Genomic DNA, 20,355 nt, shown 5'->3' with positions numbered 1-20,355 from the left:
TCACCCGAGCAGCCACCCCCCGTCCACGCTCAACTCCACCGCGTTGACCGAGGCGTTGCGCAGCAGGAAGTCCACGGCGTCCACCACGTCCGCCATGGTGGCGAGCCGTCCGGTCGGGGTCCTGGCCCGCAGTCCCGCGAGGACCTTCTCCGGCTTGGCCCGCCAGTAGGGGCTGTCCCCCACGACTCCGGGATGGATCGCGTTGACCCGGACGGGAGCGAGTTCGACGGCCAGGGTGTGCGTCAGCCCGCTCACCCCGGCGTTGACGGTCGCCACCGTCGTCGCACCCGGGTAGGGCCGCTCCTTGGCCTGTCCGCCGAACAGCACGACGGCGCTGTCGTCGTGCAGCCGGGTCCGCAGCGCGTGCACGACGGCCGTGTAGCCGACGAGCTTGAGTGTGACGAGGTGGACGGCGGCGTCGATGTCGTACTCGGCCACCCGGTTCTCGTCGCGGGAGATCCCCGCGATCACCAGATGGTCGACGGTGCCCACGTCGCTCAGCGCGTCCACGATCCCCTTCGGCCGCGCGAGGTCGAGGGCGAGTCCCCGGGCGCCGATCTCCTTGGCCGCGGTGTCGGTACGGTGGGCGTCCCGTCCGGTGATGACCACCTCGTCGCCGCGCTCCGCCCGCACCCGGGCGAACTCCCGCCCGATGCCCGAGGTGCCGCCGATCACCACCACGCCGCTCATCGGGACGCCTCCTTCAGGTACTCCCAGTCCCGGGTGAACCGGTAGGAGTGCCGCGCCGGTGGCTGCGGAGCCTGTGTCTCCAGCCACCGCAGCGGCCCGTCACCGGCATTGCTGAACCCGTGCACGCAACCGGCGCCCGCCCAGGCGCAGTCGCCGGGACCGAGCCGGTGGCGGGTGCCGTCGAAGACCGCGTCCGCCTCCCCTTCGAGGAACAGATAGGTCTCCTCGAAGGGGTGGTCGTGCGTGCCCGCGACGCCGTCGGGCGCGTACTGCACCATGAACATCGTCGAGGCGACCGCGCCGAGGTCGCTGTCGACCATCATCTTCACCGTGATCCCGCTGTAGACGAGGAGCGCGGTGCGCATGCTCGCCGACACCGCGAGCAGGTCCTGGGACTGCTTGCCGGGGTCCATCTGGGCGGGTTCGATGTGCCCGAAGGACCGGGTGCGCGGATCGCGGACGTCGATGCGGACGGGCGGGCGCACCGGCCACGGGGGGACGGCCTGGGTGTCGTACCCGTACCGGGCCCTCGGTACCGGCGCGAGCATGTCCGCCCAGTGGGCGACGCCGTCCCCGGCGCCGCGCCAGGCGTGCGGGACACCCGTCGGGAGGAGGCCGTAGTCGCCCTCCTCCAGCAGATACGACCCCTCGGGCACATCGAGGACCACGGTCCCGTCGAGGACGTGGAAGCTCTCCTCGTACGAGTGCACATGGGCCGCGAGGCTCCCGTCGGGACGCAGCTCGCACACCCCGAAACCGGTGTGCGTGCTGCCGTCGGCCTCGCCGACCAACTCCCGTCGCCGGTAGCCGTGTTCGTCGTACGACGACTCCGGTAGACCGGTGGCCCTGCGCACCAGGTGTCGCGTCACGCCCGGGCCTCCTTCGCGGCCAGCAGCCGGTCGCGGGACTCCTCGACCAGGCGCCGGGCACGCGCCACGTCGGCCGTGAGCCTGCCGTCGCGCTTGCGGACGACACCGTCGACGATGACCGTCTCCACGTTGGACACGTCGGCGCTGAGGGCCACCGCGGCGGCCGCGTCGTGAACGGGAGCCACGTTCAGGGCGGTTGCGTCGATCGCGACGACGTCCGCGCGCTTGCCCGGGGTGAGCGAGCCGGTGCGGTCCTCCAGGCCGGCGACGTGGGCGCCGTTGCGGGTGGCGATCTCCAGCATCTGACGTGCCGTCAACATGGTCTCGGGCACCGGGACATCGGCCTGCCAGCTGGCCGCGTTGACACGGGCGCGCTCGGCGCCGAAGGCCGCGCGGATCTGGGTGAACATGTCGCCGGGCACGGTGGTGACGACGTCGATGCTCAGGGAGGGGCGCAGGCCGTGCTCGATGGCCTTCATCACCGGCGGCCAGCCGTGCCCCATCTGCGTCTCCACCTGCGGCGCGATGGAGACCGTACCGCCGCTGTCGGCGACCAGCCGCCACTCCTCCTCGCTGAGGTAGCAGCAGTGGATGTAGGTGGTGTCGGGGCCGAGGAGGCCGAGGTCGTGGAGCTGCTCGACCATGCCGAAGCGGCCCGCGAGCCGTCCCATGGCCACGTGCACGGTGATCGGGATGCCGAGCTCGCGGGCGAGGGCCCACTCGGAGGTGACGACGTCGTTGACGCAGAAACCGGGGCCGCGGGTGGCGAGGGCCAGGGTGAGCAGGCCGTCGTCGGAGTCGGAGGAGAAGTACGCGGAGCGGATCCGGCGTACGTCGTCGCCGGGGATCGCGATCTTGCTCTCGAACCAGTAGTCGGCGAGGGAGGTGTTGGCGCTGCCGTACGCGTACTGGGCGCGGATGCCGGTCTCCGTGAGGGCCCGGATCGCCGCGTCGGGGTGCTCGGGCGTGTTGTTGATGTGGGACCAGTCGACGAGCGTGGTGATGCCGGCGTTGAGGCACTCCAGGGCGCCCGCGAGGTTGGCGGCGTACACGTCCTCGGGGGTGTAGAGGGGTGCGAAGGTGTCGAGGATGTCGACGAAGTAGTCGTCGAGGGTGGCGTCCGGCGCCACGTTGCGGATCGAGGCCTCCCAGGTGTGGCGGTGGCTGTCGACGAAGCCGGGGATGACGATCCGGCCGCTCATGTCGAGGACTTCGGCGTCCGCGCTGATCTCACGGTCCACCGCCGCGATCTTTCCGTCCTCGATCAGGACGTCCCCCCTCGGCAGGTCCCCGACCGCGGGATCCATCGAGAGCACATGCCCGGCACGAAGGAGTATCCGATGGGTCATCGCGCTTCCTCCTCAGGGGTGTTCAGTACGCGGCCAGGCTCCTGACGGCCGCCACGACCTTGTCGACGGTGGGGATGACCTGTTCCTCCAGCACGTCCGCGAACGGCAGCGGCACGCACTCCCCCGTCACCCGCCGCACCGGCGCGTCCAGCAGCCCGAACCCCTCGTCGGCGACGACGGAGACGAGCGTGGCGCCCCAGCCGCCCTGGTACGGGTTCTCCTCGACGGTCACCAGCCGGGAGGTCCTACCGAGCGAGGCGAGGACGGTGGCCATGTCGAGCGGCACCAGGGAGCGCAGGTCGACGACCTCGACGCCGATGCCCTCCTGGGCGAGGCTCTCCGCGGCCGTGAGCGCGACCGGCACCATCGAGGCGAGCGCGACCAGCGTCACGTCGGCGCCCTCGCGGACGACCGCGGCGCGCCCCAGCTCGACCACGTGGTCCGGCGGCGGGGGCGGCCCCTTGGTGGCCAGCAGCGCCTTGTGCTCGAAGAACACGACCGGGTCGTCGCTGCGGATCGCCGCCGCCATCATCCCGACGACGTCGGCCGGAGTGGACGGTGCCGCGATCCTCAGCCCGGGGACGGTCAGCGCCCAGTTCTCGGTGGCCTGCGAGTGCTGGGCGCCGAACCCGAGCCCGCCGCCGTTGGCGGTGCGAACGACGAGGGGCACGGTGACCTGACCGCCCGTCATATAACGCACCTTGGGTATCTCGTTGGCGAGGTAGTCCCAACAACAGGCCAAAAAGTCAGAGAACATGATCTCCGCGACGGGCCGCATGCCGGTCATCGCGGCGCCCATCGCCGCGCCCACGATGGCCTGTTCGGAGATGGGCGTGTCCCACACCCGCTCGGACCCGAACTCCTTGTGCAGCCCGGCGGTCGTCTTGAACACCCCGCCCGCCTCGCCGATGTCCTCCCCCAGGCAGACCACGGACGGGTCGCGTCGCATCTCCCGCGCGATGCCCTCGGCGACCGCCTCCCGGTACGTGATCACGTCCGCCATGCCGCACCTCCGTCCGCCCATACGTCGGTGAAGGCCTCGCGGGGGTCGGGCGGTGGCGCGTTCTTCGCGGCCTCTATCGCCTCCCGTACGACCGCCCGGGCACGCTCGTCGGCCGCGGTGACCGTGTCCTCGGACACTCCGGCCTCGATGAGCCGCCCGCGCGCGATGTCCAACGGGTCGTGTTTGAGCCAGCGTTCGACCTCCTCGGCCGGACGGTAGGTCGCCGGGTCGGCCCTGCTGTGCCCGAAGTGGCGGTAGGTCTCGGCCTCCAGCACGGCGGGCCCGTCGCCGGCTCGGGCCCGCCGCGCCAGCCGTGCCACCGCCTCCTGGACGGAGACGACGTCATTGCCGTCGACGACCTCGCCGGGGATGCCGTACGCGGGCGCCCGGTCGGCGGCGGGCCGGGCCACGGCGGTCACGTCGGCGATCGGCGTGTACTCCATGTACAGGTTGTTCTCGCAGACGAACAGCACGGGCAGCTTCCATACGGCGGCCAGGTTCAACGCTTCGTGGAAGGCGCCGATGTTGGTGGCACCGTCGCCGAAGAAGGCGACCGCGAGCTGTCCCGTGCCGCGCAGCTTCGCCGACCAGGCGGCCCCGACCGCCATCGGGAGGTGGGCGCCGACGATGGCGTAGGAACCGAGCATGTGGGTGGCTGCCTTGGTGAGGTGCATGGAGCCGCCCTTGGCCTTGCACAGTCCCGTTGCCCTGCTCATGAGTTCGGCGAGGCACTCCTCGGGAGAGGCGCCCCGGGCCATCGCGTGGTGGTGGCCGCGATAGGTGGCGAAGACGTAGTCGTCCTCGCGCAGGGCGGCGCTCGCGCCGACGGCGATCGCCTCGTGGCCGGCGGCGAGGTGGGTCGTGCCCTTGACGAGGCCCTGGAGGAACAGGTCGTGGGCGGCCTTCTCCGTACGGCGGATGAGGGCCATCTGCTCATACAGGGCGAGGAGTTCACCGGTGTCCATCGCCGGTCCCCTTGTGTCCGTCCCCGGTCCCGGTGTTGAGGTGGGACTGTGCCTCCCGGGCGGTGTTGAGTTCGCCGCCCACCGTCCAGTACTTGCGCCCGGCCACCAGGAGTTCCTCGGCCGGGAACTTGGTGATGACCTCGCAGCCGTCGGCGGTGACGACCAGTTCCTCCTCGATCCGGGCGGCGGACCAGCCGTCGGCGGCGGGCCAGTAGGTCTCCAGGGCGAACACCATGCCCTCTTCGAGGACTTCGGGGTGATCGAGCGAGACCAGGCGGCTGAAGATGGGCTTCTCCCAGATCGACAGGCCCACGCCGTGGCCGTACTGGAGGGCGAAGGCGGCGGTCTCGTCGGCGAAGCCGAACTCCTCGGCACGCGGCCACACTTGGACGATGTCGGCCGTGGTGGCGCCCGGCCGGACAAGCGCTATGGCCTGGTCCATGTACTCACGGCACCGGACGTAGGCGTCCCGTTGCGCGCGGGAGGCGCTGCCGACGGCGAACGTGCGGTAGTAGCAGGTGCGGTAGCCGAGGTGGCTGTGCAGGATGTCGAAGAAGGCGGGGTCGCCGGGGCGGATCAGACGGTCGCTGTAGACGTGCGGGTGCGGTGAACAGCGCTCCCCCGAGATGGCGTTGACGCCTTCGACGTACTCGCTGCCGAGGTCGTAGAGCACCTTGCTGACCAGTCCGACGCACTCGTTCTCGCGGAGTCCGGGGCGGAGGTGGGCGTAGAGCTCCTCGTAGGCCGCGTCGACCATCGCGCAGGCCTGGGCGAGCAGGGAGATCTCGTCGCCGGTCTTGATGCGGCGGGCCTCCAGGAAGACCTGCTGTCCGTCGACCACGTCGATGCCCTCGGCGCGCAGGGCGGTGAGGACGGGCATCTCGGCGACGTCGACACCGAGCGGTTCACCGGCGAGGCCGTGGGCGCGGAGTTCCGCGGCGATCTTCGCGGCGACGTCCTCGGCGATCCCCGCGTCCGGATGGAAGGCGCCGCGCAGGGTGGAGATGCCGGCGCGGGCTCCGGTGGGCGGGCCGTCCTTGCCGTCGCTGTGGTCGAGCCACGGGTTGTAGAGCTGGTGGTGGCGGGCCGCGGAGCCGAAGTCCCAGACGATCGGTTCGCCGCCGCGCACCAGCAGGGCGAAGCGGATCAGCTTGTCCATCGCCCAGGTGCCGATGTGCGTGGCGGTCATGTAGCGGATGTTCGCGAAGTCGAAGCTGAGCACGGCGCCCAGTGCGGAGCGGTTCAGCGTGTCGTGGAGCCGGGCCAGGCGCTGTCTGCGCAGCCGATCCAGGTCGACGCGCTCTTCCCAGTCGACGGCGTTGGGGCCGTATGTGCGGATCGCCATCGCGACCACCCCCACCATCGAGTCAACGACCGTCCACGGGAAGTGTCAAGTGTCACTGAACAGGTTGGCTCGCCACGAACCAGACGCCCACGGCCGGTTCGTCGCCGTCGTTGCGGTAGCGGTGCGGGGTCGTGGACTCGAAGCAGACGGCGTCGCCGGGGCGCAGGACCTGCTCGTCGAAGCCGAGGGTGAGGACGAGCTCGCCGGAGGTCAGGTAGCCGTACTCGGTGCCGGCGTGCCGCATCAGACCGCCCGAACCGGAGGAGGAACCGCCCGGCCGGTACGTGACGAGCAGGAAGTCCACGTCCGTGCCGGGGACGTGCCCGAGCCGCTCCCACACCACGCCGGAGTCCAGTTCCAGCACGTCCCGCTCACCGGGGGTGACCAGGGGGCCGATGCGTCGGCCGGGGTCGGCCGCGAAGGCCGCCAGGGCGTGCACGACCGTGGCCGACCTCGCCGCCGCGGCGGTCTCCCGCACCTCGAAGAGGGATTCGACGGAGATGCCGAGGGCGGTGGTGATGGCGTACAGCGTGCTCACCGACGGCTGGCTCTTGCCGGTCTCTATCTGGGACACCAGGCTCGCGGAGACGCCGACCTCGCGGGCCAGGGCGCGCAGACCCAGGCCGCGCTCCAGACGCGCCTGCCGGATGCGCGCGCCGACGGACGGCACGGGGGCAGGGGACACGGCGTGCTCCTCTCCTGTGCAGCCCCATTGAACAACCCGTCCCCGGCGCCCGGGAAGAGCGCCCGCCACCCGAGTCGTCCGTGGACGAGCGCGCATCTCCCTGGACGGGCCGCCCGCACCCGGCACGCAGTGCAGGCGTCATCCGACGATGAGCACGCGCACACCCCCGGAGGGACCGCCCCGAATTCCAGCGGTGACCAGCCAAGAGCACGCACTCACCCCGGGCACACCACCTGCCTCCCGGAAAGAACCCCGACGCCCGGCGAAGCGCTGCCCACGCTCCTCGCCGAGGCGGTCCGTGCCACTGCGGCCGGTGACTCGGTGGTCTCCCCGCCGGTCACCGTGCGCCTGCTCCGGTACGTCACGACGGTCCCGACGCCCGAGCTGGTCGTCGCGGCCCGCCCCGCACCGGCCACCGAGCCCCTGACCGCCCCTGAGCTGGACGTGGTCCGGCTGGTCGCGCTCGGCCGTACGAACGCGGAGATCGCCGCCTGGGCCTTGCAGCACGGCCACGCGCGGCCGGAGAGCTGAGTCACCCCTTCCTCTTGGCCGACAGCAGCTCTTCCAGCCGGTCGAACCGCTCGTGCACGGCGTGCAGCGTCTCGGCACCCACATGGTGCAGACGCTTCTGCTCCCGCGCCACGAACCAGGTGGCGAGCGCCGCGGTGACCATGCCGTACGTCGTGATCCCGACGACCATGACCACGGTGCCGACGGCCCGGCCCCACCAGGTCACGGGGAAGAAGTCGCCGTATCCGACCGTCGTCGCCGTCTCCACCGACCACCACAGGGCCTTCGGGTACGACGTCAGAGTGGCGCCCCGCGCCCCCTCCTCGGCGGCGACGACCGCCCAGGAACCGATGAGCATCACCGCGAGGAGCACGAGGGTCGCCCCGCCCGCCGCCCTCCGATGGAGCGGGCGCCCCTCGCGGCCGAGCATCAACTCGACCACCCTGGTGAGGAATCCGGGCAGCATGCTCACTCCTCGAGGCCGCGGGCGGGGCGGGCGTACGGGGCCAGTGTCACCGCCGGGAGGGTGTTCGGCACCTCGGGCAGGGCGTTCGAGTCGCCGTTTCCGGGACAAGCTGATCATCGGGCGGCACAATGGCGGCAACGGCCGCAGGCGCGAGAAGGAGCACAGTCGTGAGCGAGAGCCACACCCCGTCGGGTGCGTCGGCGAGGCTGAACACAGGTGTGGCGCACAACGCGCGCGTGTGGAACTACTGGATCGGCGGCAAGGACAACTACGAGGTCGACCAGCGGGTCGGCGACCACGTCGCCGGGATGTTCCCGATCATCCGGGAGATCGCCCGCGCGGACCGCTGGTTCCTGGGCCGCTCGGTGCGCTTCCTCGCCGAGGAACGAGGCATCCGGCAGTTCCTCGACGTCGGCACCGGGCTGCCGACGGTGGACAACACCCACGAGATCGCCCAGCGCATCGCGCCCGACGCCCGGATCGTCTACGTCGACAACGACCCGATCGTCCTCGTCCACGCCCGCACCCTGCTGACCAGCACCCACGAGGGCGTCACCGACTACATCGACGCCGACGTCCACGACCCGGCGGCCATCCTCGAACGCGCCTCGCGGACCCTGGACTTCAGCAAGCCGGTCGCGGTGATGATGCTCGGCATCCTCAACTTCGTCCTGGACACCGACGAGGCGCGCAGGATCGCGCGCGAGATCATGGCCTCGATGCCCGCCGGCAGCCATCTGGCCCTGACCCACCCCACCTTCGACGCCGACCTCGGCGGCGAGGGCCAGATCCCGGCCATGAAGTTCTGGAACGAGAACGCCACTCCGCCGATCACGGCCCGCAGCGGCGAGGACATCGCCACGTTCTTCGAGGGACTCGACCTCCTCGAACCGGGACTGGTCTCCTGCTCGCGGTGGCGTGCCGAGTCCGACTCCCCGGCCGTGGTGCCCCAGTTCGGCGCGGTGGCCGTGAAACCCTGACGCGGGATCCGATCGGCCGAGCCCGTCGTGGAGGACGTATGACCACCCTTGCCGACCCCGTCCCCGGGGGCCGTCCCGGGGACGTGGACCGGGCCACCGCACTGAGCGAGGAGCTGTCCGCGAAAGGCGTGCACGGCGTGGTCCTGGCCTATGTCGACACCGCGGGCATCTGCCGGGTGAAGACGGTCCCCACGGCGAAGCTGCCCTCCGCCGCGGCCTGGGGCGTGGGCATGTCGCCGGTGTTCGACACCTTCCTGGCGAACGACTCCATCGTCACCACGGACACCCTGGGCTCTCCCGACGGCGATCTGCGCCTGTACCCCGATCTCGACCGGCTCGTGGCCCTGGCCGGGCAGCCGGGCTGGGCGTGGGCGCCGGTCGACCGGGTCACACAGGAGGGCGAGCGCCATCCGGGCTGCTCCCGCACGGTCCTCAGGCGGATCGTCACCGAGGCCGCCGAACGGCACGGGATCACCTTCAAAGCGGGCATCGAGATCGAGTGGGCGGTGGGCCGGGGCCCGGCGACGGACGGTGACTTCGTGCCCGCCGTGTCGGGACCGGCGTACGGCGCCACCCGGCAGGTGGAGCTGAGCGACTACGCGGCCGACCTGCTGGCGGCCTGCGCCGAGCAGGGCATCGAGGTGGAGCAGCTCCATCCCGAGTACGCGGCCGGGCAGTTCGAGATCTCGACGGGTGCCCTGGACCCGGTGGCGGCGGCCGACGTCAGCGTCCTCGTACGGCAGACGATCCGTGCGGTGGCCCAGCGGCACGGACTCGTCGTCTCCTTCGCCCCCGCGGTCTTCGCGGAGGGCGTCGGCAACGGCGGCCATCTCCATCTCTCCGCCTGGCGCGGGGACGTGAACCTGCACTCGGGCGGCAAGGGCCGGTACGGCATGACGCGCGAGGCCGAGTCGTTCGTCGCGGGTGTCCTCGCCCACCTGCACGCGCTCACGGCCCTGACCGCGCCGAGCCCGGCCAGCTATCTGCGCCTCAAGCCCTCCCAGTGGGCCGGGGTGTTCACCGCGTGGGGCCGTGAGACCCGGGAGGCGGCCGTCCGGATCGTCACCGGCACGGCGGGTCTGACCGACCGGGCCGCGAACCTGGAGCTGAAGCCGGTGGACCTGGCCGCGAACCCGTATCTCGCCTTCGCGGGTCTGATCGCCGCCGGGCTGGACGGGCTGGCCTCGGCCCTGCCGCTGCCCAGGGAGATCACCGGAGATCCGGCCCTGCTCCCCGCCGACCAGGCCACCGCCCTGGGCGTACGGCGGCTGCCGACCTCCCTCTCCCAGGCGGTTCGGGCCTTCCGAGCCGACGAACAGCTGCGGGCCGCGCTGGGGCCGGTCCTCGCCGACGCCGTGGTCGCCGTGCGCTTCGGGGAGAGCGATTCCGTGGCCGAGCTGGACGACGAGCAGATCGCGGCTGCCTACCGGTGGAAGTACTGAGCATGAGCGGACGCGTCCACGAGGCCCTCGCCGCCGCCCGGCTGGTGGACCACCACTGCCACGGGGTGGTCACCGGCGCACTCGACCGGCCGGGCTTCGAGTCGCTGCTCACCGAGGGCAGCGTCTGGCCCGGGATCTCCCCGTTCGACAGCCCCGTCGGCGTGGCGGTCCGCCGACACTGCGCACCCCTGCTCGACCTCCCGCGCCATGCTCCGCCCGACGCCTACCTGGCCCGCCGCGCGGAACTCGGCCCCCACGAGGTCAACCGGCGCTTCCTGACCGCCGCGGGCACGGACGTGTTCTGCGTCGACACCGGGTATGAGCCGGACCGCATCACCTCGCCCGGGGAGCTGGCCAAGATCGCGGGCGGGACGGCCTACGAGGTCGTACGGCTGGAGAGCGTCGCGGAGGCGGTGGCGGCGCGAGGTGTGGAGCCGCGCGTGTACGCCGACGTGTTCCGGGCGGCCGCCCTGGAGGCCGTGGGGCGGCCGGGTGTGGTGGCCGTGAAGTCGGTCGCGGCCTACCGCACCGGCTTCGACCTGGACCCGGCGCGCCCCTCGGACGCGGAGGTCATCCGTGCCGCCGCCGACTGGCTCGCCCGCGGTGGCCGGCTGGCCGATCCCGTTCTCGTACGGCATCTGCTGTGGACCGCCGTGGACCTGGGGCTGCCGCTCCAGCTGCACACCGGGTTCGGCGACAGCGACATCCGGATGCACCGCGTGGATCCCACCCACCTCACGGACTGGCTGCACCTGACCTCGGGCACCATCCCGGTCCTGCTGCTGCACTGCTGGCCGTACCAGCGGCAGGCCGCGTATCTGGCCGCGGTGTTCGAGCAGGTGTACCTGGACGTCGGCCTGACCCTGCACCACGTCGGCCCCGCGCGGTCCCGGGCGATCCTGGCGGAGGCGCTGGAGATCACGCCGTTCCGCAAGCTGCTGTACAGCTCCGACGCGTACGGAGTGGCCGAGTTCCATCTGCTCGGCGCGTTGTCCTTCCGGCAGGGTCTGGCCGGGCTGCTCCAGGAGCGGGTGGACGCCGACGAACTGAGCCTGCCGGACGCGTTGCGCATCGCGGCCTGGACGAGCGCGGACAACGCCCGCCGTCTCTACGGACTTCCCGCCCCCTCCCCGTCCCACCAGGCGAGCGCGACTGAGCGCCCGCCGTCCCCGGAAAGTATGATCTAGCAATGTCTGACTTGACCGATACCACGCCCGGCTGGCTGAGCGCCGACGATCTCGAGCAGGCGCGCGCCCAGATGCCCATTCTGTACGTCGAGGCCGTGCCCGTGCGCGTCGACGACAACGGCGAAGTCACCAGCGTCGGCCTGCTGCTGCGCATCGGACCCGACGGAACGGTCAGCCGGACTCTGGTCTCCGGCCGCGTTCTGCACCACGAGCGGGTCCGGGACGCCCTGTTGCGCCACCTGGAGAAGGACCTGGGACCGGTGGCGCTGCCCAGGATCCCCTCCTCGCTCCAGCCCTTCACGGTGGCGGAGTACTTCCCCACTCAGGGGGTCACGCCGTTCCACGACCCGCGCCAGCACGCGGTGTCCCTCGCCTACGTCGTCCCGGTGACCGGCGACTGCCGGCCGCGGCAGGACGCCCTGGACCTGGTGTGGTTCAGCCCGCACGAGGCCCTGTCCCCGGCGGTGGCGAGCGAGATGCCCGGCGGTCACGGCGTGCTGCTCAAGCAGGCGCTGGCCCACGTGGGCTGCGCGATCTGAGGCCTGTGGTCAGTCGGTCTCCTTGCGCTGGACCGAGCCGGGTGCGCCGCCGTCCCGCGTCCACTCGACGACGAGTTCGTCCTTGGTGCCGAAGCGGACCAGGTGGCTGCCGACGACGCCCTCCAGGAGATCGAGGTGCTCGGACTCCGTCTCCAGCGTCAGCAGCAGCGCGCCCTCGGTGGCGGTGAGGGAGCCCCTGCCTCCGTTCTGGAAGAGCAGGCTCCCCTCACCGCTGTCCTCGTCCCACGTGGTCCGGCTGCGACGCCCGAGGTGTGAGGCGAGCTGCTTGGCGTACCGGTGCGGGCGGTCGGTGGCGACGCGGGCTTCTGAGCGGGGCATGGGAACTCCCAGGAGTGCGGTGGCGCGGTACGGACTCGATGCTGCCGCAACACCGGCCGCCCCACGCCCATTCCGCACCCCACGCACACCGCCACGTAGGCGTGCCCCCTAGGAGCGGGTCCCGCTCGTCATGGAGAACTCGTCGGCCTCCGCCAGGTCGAAGTCGCCGTGGTCACTGCCCAGGCCCTGCGCCACCAGTGCCGCCGCGGCACTGCCCAGGATCGCCGCCTCGCGTGGCGTGCGGCCCAGGCTCGTTCCGCGCAGGAAGCCCGCCGAGAAGGCGTCGCCGCAGCCGGTGGTGTCGACGACCTCGACCTCGAAGGCGGGGACCGTCTCCGTGCCCTCGGCGGTGACCAGGAGGGCGCCGTCGCCGCCGCGGGTGACCGCGACCAGGCCCACTCCACCGGCCAGGAACTTCTTCGCGCCGGTCACCACGTCCTGTTCCTCGCTGAAGCCGAGGACCTGGTCCTCGTTGGGGAGCAGGAAGTCGACGTACGGGAGCAGCGGTTCGATCTGGTCGAAGGTGCCGAGCGCGCCCGGTGCCAGCAGGTCCACCGAGGTGACCACGCCGTGCTCCTTGGCGTGCGCCAGGATGCGGGCGGCGACCTCGGCGCCGATCAGCTCGGGCCCGCCGAGGTGCAGGTGGCTCGCCTCGGCGACCGCGTCCCAGGGCACGTCGTCGAGGCCGTAGGTGATGTTGGCGCCGAGCAGGTGGAGGGTGGGTCGGTCACCGTTGGGGCGGATGGGCAGGACCGTCGCGGAGGTGGAGGTGTCGACGCGGCGGACGAGCAGTCCGGTGTCGATCCCCGCCTTGTCGAGGAGCTGGGTGAGCAGGTCGCCCGTCGGGTCGGTGCCGATCGCCCCGGCGGTGCGCACCGAGGCACCCAGCTTGGCCAGGGTGAGGGCGGTGCCTGCGGCCGTGCCGGCGGCGGTCATGCGGATGTCCTCGACCAGGGTCGCGCCCTGTCCCTCGGGTATCTCCTCGACCGGCCGGACCAGGACGTCCAGCACGTGCACGCCCATGGTGACGACGTTCATCGATTCCCCTCCTGTGCGGATTGCGTGGTGCCGTAGTTGCGGGCGAGGGCGGCCTCGATCACGGCGATCTGCTGCTGTTCGTCGAGGATGCGCGGGGTGCCGAGGGCGGCCGCGCGCTGGTAGACACCGCAGGCCCACTCGAGGAGCAGCGCGTGCTCGACCGCCTTGTCGAGGGTCGGGGCGTGGGTGACGGCCCCGTGGTTGGCCATCAGGGCGGCGCCCCGGCCCTCCAGCGCGGTGAGGACCGACTCGGCGAGTTCGGGGGTGCCGAACGTGGCGTACGGCGCGACCCGGACGGTGCCGCCGAGGGCCAGCAACTGGTAGTGGATGCAGGGCAGTTCGTCGAGGACGAGGGAGAGGGCGGTGGCCATCGGAGCGTGGGTGTGTACGACGGCGCCGGTGCCGTACCGGCGGTAGACGCCGAGGTGGAGATCCAGTTCCGAGGTCGGCAGCAGGCCGCCGGACACGATCTCTCCGTCGAGGTCGACGACGGTCACCTGGTCCGGGGTGAGCTCGGCCAGGATCGCGCCGGTCGCGGTGATCGCCACGCGGTCCTCGACGCGTACGCTGACGTTGCCCGCCGTACCGATGAGCAGGCCCTCGGCCCCCAGACGGCGGCAGGCGTCCGCCACGGCGGCCCGCTCCTCGCTCAGCACCGGGCTTGAGTCGGTCATGCGCGCGACGCTAACCTAAACCTGAAACAAAGTCACGTTCACGTTCGGAGGTTGTCACGTGAGGTCGTCGCGTGGATGAGCGGAGGTCGTCCCGTGGCTGAGTCCGCCCCGGACGCCGACCCGGCCGCATGGATCGCCTCCCTGCGCCGCACTCCCCAACAGGCCCGCAGCCGGGCCCGGTTGGCCAGGGTGCTGGAAGCGGCGGAGCGCATCCTGGTCGAGGAGGGCGTCGAGTCGCTCACCACGACACGGATCGCGTCCGAGGCGCGGGTGTCGGTCGGTTCGCTGTACCAGTACCTGCCCGACCGCGGGGCGATCATCGAGGCCCTCGCGGCCGGCTACTTCGCGAAACTGGAAGCGGCGATGGACGCGCTCGTCGAGGCCGCGGCCGCCGAGCGCTGGGAGGACCCGGTCGGTGTCCTCATCGACGCGTACGCCGAGATCTACCGCACCGAACACGGCTTCCGCGCCCTGTGGTTCGGCAGCGGACTGACCGAGCGGACCCGGGCCGCGGACCGTGAGCACAAGCACCGGATGGCCGACGGGATCCGCCGCATCCTGCTCGTGCTGCGTCTCGCCGAGGACGACGAGACCCTCGCCCGCGTCTGCCACGCCGCGATCCTCGCCGCCGACGCCCTCGCCCAGGAGGCCTTCCGCCGGGACACCAAGGGGGACACCGCGCTGCTGGAGGAGGCGAAGATCCTGCTGCGGGGTTATCTGACGGACATCGCGGCGCGGTACAGACTGTCCTGACGCCGTCGGGACAACGGGGGGCTCATGCAGTTCACCTCACCGGCCGGGTGGTCGAATGGCGGGGCCCGGCCCCCTACTACTTCGTCCCCGTGCCTGACCACGAGTCCGCCGACAGCGGTGAGGTGGCCCGGACGGCCGCGTACGGCTGGGGCGTGATCCCGGTCGAGGCCCTGATCGGCGAGGTCACCTTCACGACGTCCCCGTTCCCGAAGGACGGCGGTTATCTGCTGCCGCTCAAGCCGGCGGTGCGCCGGCCGGTGGGGCTGTCGGCGGGGGACGCCGTGCGGGTGGAGGCGACCATCCGGTTCTGGCGGCCGCCGGTGCGGACCGCGCCCGCGCAGCGCCGTCACCACCGAGGCGGGTATCCGGAATCCCCCAGCCGAGTGCCGCGGTCGCGAGCCCCGGCCCGAGCACCCCGCGCGGCGGCGGTCGTCGCGATCGCAGGTCCGTCGCCCACCGACGAGTGGGGCACGGCCCTCGCCGAGAGCGGCGCCGTGGTTGGCTGGTCATCCGGCCCTGCCGGACCTGGCGGGGCCGGCGCACGAAGTCCTCGCGGACGGCTGATCGCCACGTCCACGTATCGTTCAGCCGTGACCGAGACCGAGCCCCTGCGGCTGCCCGACATGCCGTTGCACGACCCGTTCGTCGTCGCCGACAAGGAGACGCGGACGTACCACCTCTACACGTCCAACGAGCCGTCCGTGTCGGGTGTGGAGGGCGTCGGGACGATGGTCTACCGCAGTCGGGACCTGCGTGACTGGACGCCGCCCGTCGTGGTGTTCCGGACGGACGAGCAGGAGGGGATCTGGGCGCGGGACGGCGGGTGGGCGCCGGAGGTGCACGCGTGGGGCGGCAGGTACTACCTGTTCACCACCCTGCACGACGAGGGGCGAATGCTGCCCGTGCCGCCCCCCGGGCGCTGGGGTACGCCCTTCCAGCTGCCGACCCACGCGCGCGGCACGATCACGGCCGTGTCCGACTCCCTGCTGGGCCCCTTCACCGTCGTCGACCCGTCCGGGCCGACCCCGCCCGCGCACCTGATGACCCTCGACGGCACGCTTTACGTCGATCCGGCGGGGCAGCCCTGGATGGTGTACGCGCACGAGTGGCTGCAGACCGTCGACGGGACGATGGAAGCCGTCAGGCTGGCTCCCGATCTGTCCGGCACGGTCGGCGCCCCCGTGTTCCTGTTCAAGGGCTCGGACGCGTTCTGGCTCGGCGAGCAGATCCCCGCGGGCGTACCGCACCAGCTCGCGCCCTACGTCACCGACGGCCCCCAACTCCACCGCGCCCCGGACGGCGCCCTGCTCATGCTGTGGTCGACGTACGAGAAGAACAGGGCCGGAGCGGACGGCACCGTCAGCGGCGGCTACGTGCAGACCTACGCCGTCTCCAAGTCCGGTGAGCTGACTGGCCCCTGGGAACAGCGCCGGCCGCTGGTCCGGGACGACAGCGGACACGGCATGCTGTTCCGGACCTTCGACGACCGGCTCATGATGATCCTCCACCGTCCCTTCGAGAACGCGCGCGGGAAGCTGTACGAGATGCGGATCGAGGGTGACGAACTGCGGGTGCTGCGGCACCGCACCGACCTCGACGGCGACGGAAGCGGGGCCTGAGGCCCGCGTTCCGCGCGGCGGTCCCCAACAGTCCGGTCACCGGCTCCGTCGGCGCCGGGTCGTCGGCAGCCACACTCGCATCGTCGAAGGGCCACGGTTCGCCCAGGAGTTGCACGGCACCAGCACGATCCCCTGCCCCTCGGCGGCCGACGCCTCGGCCCGGTCCTGCGGTCGGTACGGCCATAGCTCGTCGTGCGGCTCGGTGAGTTCACCGGGGGCTACGACCGCAGCCCATGTTCATCCGGCCGCTCTCCAACCCCTGGACCGCGAGCGGCACCCGGCGTGTGCTGTCCACGCCGACCTACCGCTGGGAGACGGTGGGCGGCACGGTCAACGAGGGGGCGGAGGTGCTCCAGCGGGGCGGGAAGACGTTCATCGTCACAACGGCTTCTTCAAGTCGCCGGACGGCACCGAGGACTGGATCGTCTACCACGCCAACAACTCCGCGAGCGGCGGCTGCGACATGAACCGCACCACCAGGACCCAGAAGTTCACCTGGAACGCCGACGGCACCCCGAACTTCGGCACCCCGGTGGGGCTGGGCGTCCCGCTGACGTCGCCGTCGGGCGAATAGCGCGCACCGCCGCACCCGGCCCCGCCGGTTTCAGATGGCCTCGCGAATCGCCTGTTCGAAGCCCTCGACGTGGCTGCGGGCGAGCCGGGCCGCCGTGTCGGCGTCGCCGGAGACGATCGCCTCGATCAGCGGTCCGTGCTCCTCGACATGGCCGGCCATGTCGGACAGCCGGTCCACGAACAGGCACCAGATACGGGTGGCGAGGTTGTCGTGGCGGACGAGGGTGTCCTCCAGGTACGGGTTGTGCGTGGCCGTGTAGATGGCGCGGTGGACCTGGAGGTCCAGGTGCATGAGCTCGGTGGAGTCCCGGCCGGGTGCCCCGGCGGTCGCGAGTTCCCGTAGCAGGGCGGTGAGGTTCGCGCGGTCGGTGGCCGTGGCGCGCCGCGCGGCCTGTGCCGCGGCCAGGGGTTCCAGTTCCTGGCGGACCTCGGAGATGTGGGCGAGGTCGGTGATGTTGACCTCGGTGGCGAAGGTGCCGCGGCGGGGGTAGGTCGTGATCAGGCGCTCGTACTGGAGCCGCTTGAGCGCTTCGCGCACGGGGGTGCGGCCGACGCCGAGGGACTGCCCGAGCTGCTCCTCGTTGATCGGCGCGCCGGGGCGGATCTCCAGCATGACGAGCCGGTCCCGGATGGCGCGGTACGCGCGCTCGGCGAGCGACAGCTCCTCGACCTCGGTCGCGACCTGCTGCATGGATGCCCCCTTGACCTGTGCGGCGAGCTCCCATACCTTACCGCACAGGCTGATATATCAGTTGCTCATTAGCTGGCTCTCAGGATGGTGCACAGATGGCAACGAGCACGTCGCCCACCTCGCCGTTCACCACGCCCACCTCGTCGCTCTCCCTCCCTCTCAGCGCACTCGACCCGGACGTCGCCGAGGCGGTGGCCGCCGAGCTGCGCCGCCAGCAGTCCACGCTCGAGATGATCGCCTCGGAGAACTTCGCCCCGGCCGCCGTGATGGAGGCCCAGGGCTCGGTCCTGACCAACAAGTACGCCGAGGGCTACCCGGGCCGCCGCTACTACGGCGGCTGCGAACACGTCGACGTGGTCGAGCAGTTGGCCATCGCCCGGGTGAAGGAGCTCTTCGGCGCCGAGGCCGCGAACGTCCAGCCGCACTCGGGCGCCCAGGCCAACGCGGCCGCGATGTTCGCCCTGCTGAAGCCCGGCGACACGATCCTCGGCCTCGACCTGGCGCACGGCGGGCACCTGACCCACGGCATGCGCCTCAACTACTCCGGCAAGCTCTACAACGTGGTGCCGTACCACGTGCGCGAGTCCGACCTGCGCGTCGACATGGACGAGGTGGAGCGGCTCGCTCTCGCCCATCGGCCGAAGATGATCGTCGCGGGCTGGTCGGCCTACCCACGGCAGCTGGACTTCGCCGGGTTCCGCCGGATCGCGGACGCGGTGGGCGCGTATCTGCTCGTGGACATGGCGCACTTCGCGGGCCTGGTGGCCGCGGGCCTGCACCCCAGCCCGGTGCCGTACGCCGACGTCGTCACGACCACCACCCACAAGACCCTGGGCGGCCCGCGCGGCGGTGTCATCCTCAGCCGCGCCGACCTGGCCAAGAAGATCAACTCGGCGGTCTTCCCCGGTCAGCAGGGCGGTCCGCTGGAGCATGTGATCGCGGCGAAGGCGGTGGCCTTCAAGGTGGCTTCCTCGGATGAGTTCAAGGAACGCCAGCGGCGCACCCTGCGGGGTGCGAAGATCCTCGCCGGACGGCTGCTGGCCGACGACGTGGCCGAGGCCGGGATCACCGTCCTGACCGGCGGCACCGAAGTCCACCTGATCCTGGTCGACCTGAGGAACTCCGAGCTCGACGGGAAGCAGGCCGAGGACCGGCTGCACCGCGTCGGCATCACCGTCAACCGCAACGCCGTGCCGTTCGACCCACGCCCGCCGATGGTGTCGTCGGGCCTGCGGATCGGTACGCCCGCCCTGGCCACCCGCGGCTTCGGCGAGACGGAGTTCCGCGAGGTCGCCGACATCATCGCCGAGACCCTGAAGCGCGAACGGCCCGAGGACGAACTGCGCGCCCGGGTCGAGAAGCTCGCCGCCGCCTTCCCCCTCTACCCCCACCTCGACGGAGGCGCGGCATGAGTGCCCAACCGCTGCCGGAACACCCGGACTTCCTCTGGCGCAACCCCGAGCCGAAGCGGTCGTACGACGTCGTCATCGTCGGCGCCGGCGGCCACGGTCTCGCCACCGCCTACTACCTCGCCAAGAACCACGGCATCACCAATGTGGCCGTCCTGGAGAAGGGCTGGCTCGCGGGCGGCAACATGGCCCGCAACACCACGATCATCCGCTCCAACTACCTGTGGGACGAGAGCGCGGCGATCTACGAGCACGCCCTGAAGCTGTGGGAGGGCCTGCCGGAGGAGCTGGACTACGACTTCCTGTTCAGCCAGCGCGGTGTCCTCAACCTCGCGCACACCCTCCAGGACGTCCGCGAGGGCGTGCGCCGCGTGAACGCCAACCGGCTCAACGGGGTCGACGCCGAGTGGCTGGAGCCGGACGAGGTCGCCAAGGTCTGCCCCATCCTCAACGTCTCGTCCCGCACCCGGTATCCGGTGCTCGGTGCCACATTCCAGCCCCGGGCCGGCATCGCCAAGCACGACCACGTCGCCTGGGCGCTGGCCCGGCGCGCCGACGAACTGGGCGTGGACCTCATCCAGGGCTGCGAGGTCACCGGCTTCCTCAAGGACGGCGACCGGGTCGTGGGCGTCGACACCAACCGCGGCCGCATCCACGCCGGCCGGGTGGGTCTCGCGGCCGCCGGACACAGCAGTGTGCTGGCCGAGCGGGCGGGCGTACGGCTGCCGGTGCAGTCCCACCCGCTCCAGGCCCTGGTCTCCGAACTGCACGAGCCGGTGCATCCCACGGTCGTCATGTCGAACCACGTGCACGTGTACGTGTCGCAGGCCCACAAGGGCGAGTTGGTGATGGGCGCGGGCGTCGACTCGTACAACGGGTACGGTCAGCGCGGCTCGTTCCATGTGATCGAGCAGCAGATGGCCGCCGCCGTAGAGCTGTTCCCGATCTTCGCGCGGGCGCATGTGCTGCGCACCTGGGGCGGCATCGTCGACGTCAGCCCGGACGCCTCGCCGATCATCGGCAGCACGCCGGTCGAGGGCCTGTACGTCAACTGCGGCTGGGGAACCGGCGGTTTCAAGGCCACCCCGGCGGCCGGCTGGACCTTCGCGCACACCATCGCCACCGGCGAACCGCACCCGCTGAACGCCCCCTTCGCCCTGGACCGTTTCACGACCGGCGCGTTGATCGACGAACACGGCGCCGCAGCCGTGGCCCACTGAGGCATCGAG

At 71.5% G+C, this 20,355-nt stretch carries 20 protein-coding genes and 4 pseudogenes; 11 read left to right on the top strand and 13 right to left on the bottom strand.

Translation table 11 applies throughout. The features are described 5' to 3' along the window. Genes ABZT06_RS01230 through ABZT06_RS01200 form a run of 7 tightly spaced genes read right to left on the bottom strand, consistent with a single transcriptional unit; the run spans position 1 to position 6,906 of the window. Positions 1-690, bottom strand: coding sequence for an SDR family oxidoreductase (locus ABZT06_RS01230; RefSeq protein WP_355732992.1), 690 nt, complete (start codon positions 688-690; stop codon positions 1-3). Further along, on the bottom strand, positions 687-1,559 hold the full coding sequence (locus ABZT06_RS01225) for a cupin domain-containing protein (RefSeq protein WP_355732989.1): 873 nt from the start codon (positions 1,557-1,559) through the stop codon (positions 687-689). Before ABZT06_RS01225 ends, ABZT06_RS01230 begins: the two co-directional genes overlap by 4 nt. Then, positions 1,556-2,908, bottom strand: coding sequence for an amidohydrolase family protein (locus ABZT06_RS01220; RefSeq protein ID WP_355732986.1), 1,353 nt, complete (start codon positions 2,906-2,908; stop codon positions 1,556-1,558). The genes ABZT06_RS01225 and ABZT06_RS01220 overlap by 4 nt, the downstream gene beginning before the upstream one ends. A 22-nt stretch (positions 2,909-2,930) precedes the next feature. Then, the gene (locus ABZT06_RS01215; protein WP_355732983.1) at positions 2,931-3,911 is read right to left on the bottom strand and encodes an alpha-ketoacid dehydrogenase subunit beta; all 981 of its coding nucleotides are present in this window, start codon (positions 3,909-3,911) and stop codon (positions 2,931-2,933) included. Beyond that, on the bottom strand, positions 3,899-4,876 hold the full coding sequence (locus tag ABZT06_RS01210) for a thiamine pyrophosphate-dependent dehydrogenase E1 component subunit alpha (protein ID WP_355732981.1): 978 nt from the start codon (positions 4,874-4,876) through the stop codon (positions 3,899-3,901). The genes ABZT06_RS01215 and ABZT06_RS01210 overlap by 13 nt, the downstream gene beginning before the upstream one ends. Continuing rightward, the gene (locus ABZT06_RS01205) at positions 4,863-6,221 is read right to left on the bottom strand and encodes a M24 family metallopeptidase (protein ID WP_355732978.1); all 1,359 of its coding nucleotides are present in this window, start codon (positions 6,219-6,221) and stop codon (positions 4,863-4,865) included. The genes ABZT06_RS01210 and ABZT06_RS01205 overlap by 14 nt, the downstream gene beginning before the upstream one ends. 52 nt (positions 6,222-6,273) lie before the next feature. Then, complete coding sequence (locus ABZT06_RS01200) at positions 6,274-6,906, bottom strand: cupin domain-containing protein (protein WP_355732975.1); 633 nt, start codon at positions 6,904-6,906, stop codon at positions 6,274-6,276. A 273-nt stretch (positions 6,907-7,179) separates the two neighbouring features. Here ABZT06_RS01200 and ABZT06_RS01195 point away from each other — a divergent pair. Further along, positions 7,180-7,437: pseudogene (locus tag ABZT06_RS01195) on the top strand (DNA-binding response regulator); the annotation flags it as partial. Between the two features lies 1 nt (position 7,438). On the opposite strand, the gene ABZT06_RS01190 reads toward ABZT06_RS01195, so the two are convergent. Then, positions 7,439-7,882, bottom strand: coding sequence for a potassium channel family protein (locus tag ABZT06_RS01190; protein WP_355732972.1), 444 nt, complete (start codon positions 7,880-7,882; stop codon positions 7,439-7,441). A gap of 167 nt (positions 7,883-8,049) precedes the next feature. On the opposite strand from ABZT06_RS01190, the gene ABZT06_RS01185 reads away from it, so the two are divergent. From ABZT06_RS01185 to ABZT06_RS01170, 4 genes are read left to right on the top strand one after another with little or no spacing between them, the layout of a single operon-like run. Then, positions 8,050-8,862 carry an SAM-dependent methyltransferase gene (locus ABZT06_RS01185; RefSeq protein ID WP_355732969.1) on the top strand — a complete coding sequence of 271 codons (813 nt, stop codon included), beginning with the start codon at positions 8,050-8,052 and terminating at the stop codon, positions 8,860-8,862. A 38-nt stretch (positions 8,863-8,900) separates the two neighbouring features. Next, positions 8,901-10,304 (top strand): glutamine synthetase family protein, encoded by a 1,404-nt coding sequence (locus tag ABZT06_RS01180; RefSeq protein ID WP_355732966.1) that lies wholly within the window; start codon positions 8,901-8,903, stop codon positions 10,302-10,304. Between the two features lie 2 nt (positions 10,305-10,306). Beyond that, positions 10,307-11,491 (top strand): amidohydrolase family protein, encoded by a 1,185-nt coding sequence (locus tag ABZT06_RS01175; RefSeq protein WP_355732963.1) that lies wholly within the window; start codon positions 10,307-10,309, stop codon positions 11,489-11,491. A gap of 2 nt (positions 11,492-11,493) precedes the next feature. Then, positions 11,494-12,030: an NUDIX hydrolase family protein gene (locus tag ABZT06_RS01170; protein WP_355732960.1), complete on the top strand. Its 537-nt coding sequence runs from the start codon at positions 11,494-11,496 to the stop codon at positions 12,028-12,030. 9 nt (positions 12,031-12,039) lie between these two features. Here the strand turns inward: ABZT06_RS01170 and ABZT06_RS01165 are convergent, their stop codons facing one another. The 3 genes from ABZT06_RS01165 to ABZT06_RS01155 all read right to left on the bottom strand — a co-directional run bounded on the left by ABZT06_RS01165 (position 12,040) and on the right by ABZT06_RS01155 (position 14,081). After that, positions 12,040-12,369, bottom strand: coding sequence for a DUF2218 domain-containing protein (locus ABZT06_RS01165; protein WP_355732958.1), 330 nt, complete (start codon positions 12,367-12,369; stop codon positions 12,040-12,042). A 108-nt stretch (positions 12,370-12,477) separates the two neighbouring features. After that, complete coding sequence (locus ABZT06_RS01160; protein WP_355732955.1) at positions 12,478-13,407, bottom strand: carbohydrate kinase family protein; 930 nt, start codon at positions 13,405-13,407, stop codon at positions 12,478-12,480. Beyond that, positions 13,404-14,081 (bottom strand): class II aldolase/adducin family protein, encoded by a 678-nt coding sequence (locus ABZT06_RS01155; RefSeq protein ID WP_355732953.1) that lies wholly within the window; start codon positions 14,079-14,081, stop codon positions 13,404-13,406. The genes ABZT06_RS01160 and ABZT06_RS01155 overlap by 4 nt, the downstream gene beginning before the upstream one ends. 93 nt (positions 14,082-14,174) lie before the next feature. Between ABZT06_RS01155 and ABZT06_RS01150 the strand changes: the two genes are divergently transcribed. The 3 genes and pseudogenes from ABZT06_RS01150 (at position 14,175) to ABZT06_RS01140 (ending at position 16,453) form a co-directional block, all read left to right on the top strand. Beyond that, entirely contained in the window at positions 14,175-14,834 is a 660-nt protein-coding gene (locus ABZT06_RS01150) for a TetR/AcrR family transcriptional regulator (RefSeq protein ID WP_355732950.1), read from the top strand. After that, positions 14,831-15,139 (top strand): annotated as a pseudogene (locus ABZT06_RS01145) (DUF1905 domain-containing protein); the annotation flags it as partial. The gene ABZT06_RS01150 and the pseudogene ABZT06_RS01145, both read left to right, overlap by 4 nt. Positions 15,140-15,457: 318 nt before the next feature. After that, complete coding sequence (locus ABZT06_RS01140) at positions 15,458-16,453, top strand: glycoside hydrolase family 43 protein (RefSeq protein ID WP_355734061.1); 996 nt, start codon at positions 15,458-15,460, stop codon at positions 16,451-16,453. 36 nt (positions 16,454-16,489) lie between these two features. On the opposite strand, the pseudogene ABZT06_RS01135 reads toward ABZT06_RS01140, so the two are convergent. After that, positions 16,490-16,597, bottom strand: a pseudogene (locus tag ABZT06_RS01135) (hypothetical protein); the annotation flags it as partial. 83 nt (positions 16,598-16,680) lie between these two features. Here ABZT06_RS01135 and ABZT06_RS01130 point away from each other — a divergent pair. Further along, a pseudogene (locus tag ABZT06_RS01130) lies at positions 16,681-17,027 on the top strand (family 43 glycosylhydrolase); the annotation flags it as partial. Between the two features lie 30 nt (positions 17,028-17,057). On the opposite strand, the gene ABZT06_RS01125 reads toward ABZT06_RS01130, so the two are convergent. Continuing rightward, positions 17,058-17,717, bottom strand: coding sequence for a GntR family transcriptional regulator (locus tag ABZT06_RS01125; protein ID WP_355732948.1), 660 nt, complete (start codon positions 17,715-17,717; stop codon positions 17,058-17,060). A 95-nt stretch (positions 17,718-17,812) separates the two neighbouring features. On the opposite strand from ABZT06_RS01125, the gene glyA reads away from it, so the two are divergent. Together glyA and ABZT06_RS01115 are read left to right on the top strand one after the other, a co-directional pair. Then, the gene (glyA, locus tag ABZT06_RS01120) at positions 17,813-19,129 is read left to right on the top strand and encodes a serine hydroxymethyltransferase (RefSeq protein ID WP_355732945.1); all 1,317 of its coding nucleotides are present in this window, start codon (positions 17,813-17,815) and stop codon (positions 19,127-19,129) included. Continuing rightward, on the top strand, positions 19,126-20,346 hold the full coding sequence (locus tag ABZT06_RS01115) for a sarcosine oxidase subunit beta family protein (RefSeq protein ID WP_355732942.1): 1,221 nt from the start codon (positions 19,126-19,128) through the stop codon (positions 20,344-20,346). Before glyA ends, ABZT06_RS01115 begins: the two co-directional genes overlap by 4 nt. The last annotated feature ends 9 nt before the right edge of the window (positions 20,347-20,355 follow it).

Origin of the sequence: Streptomyces sp. NPDC005483, assembly GCF_040606035.1 — a bacterium.
Taxonomy (GTDB): domain Bacteria; phylum Actinomycetota; class Actinomycetes; order Streptomycetales; family Streptomycetaceae; genus Streptomyces.
Note: the sequence above shows the minus strand (reverse complement) of the source record. Positions and strands in the feature narration are given on the sequence as shown.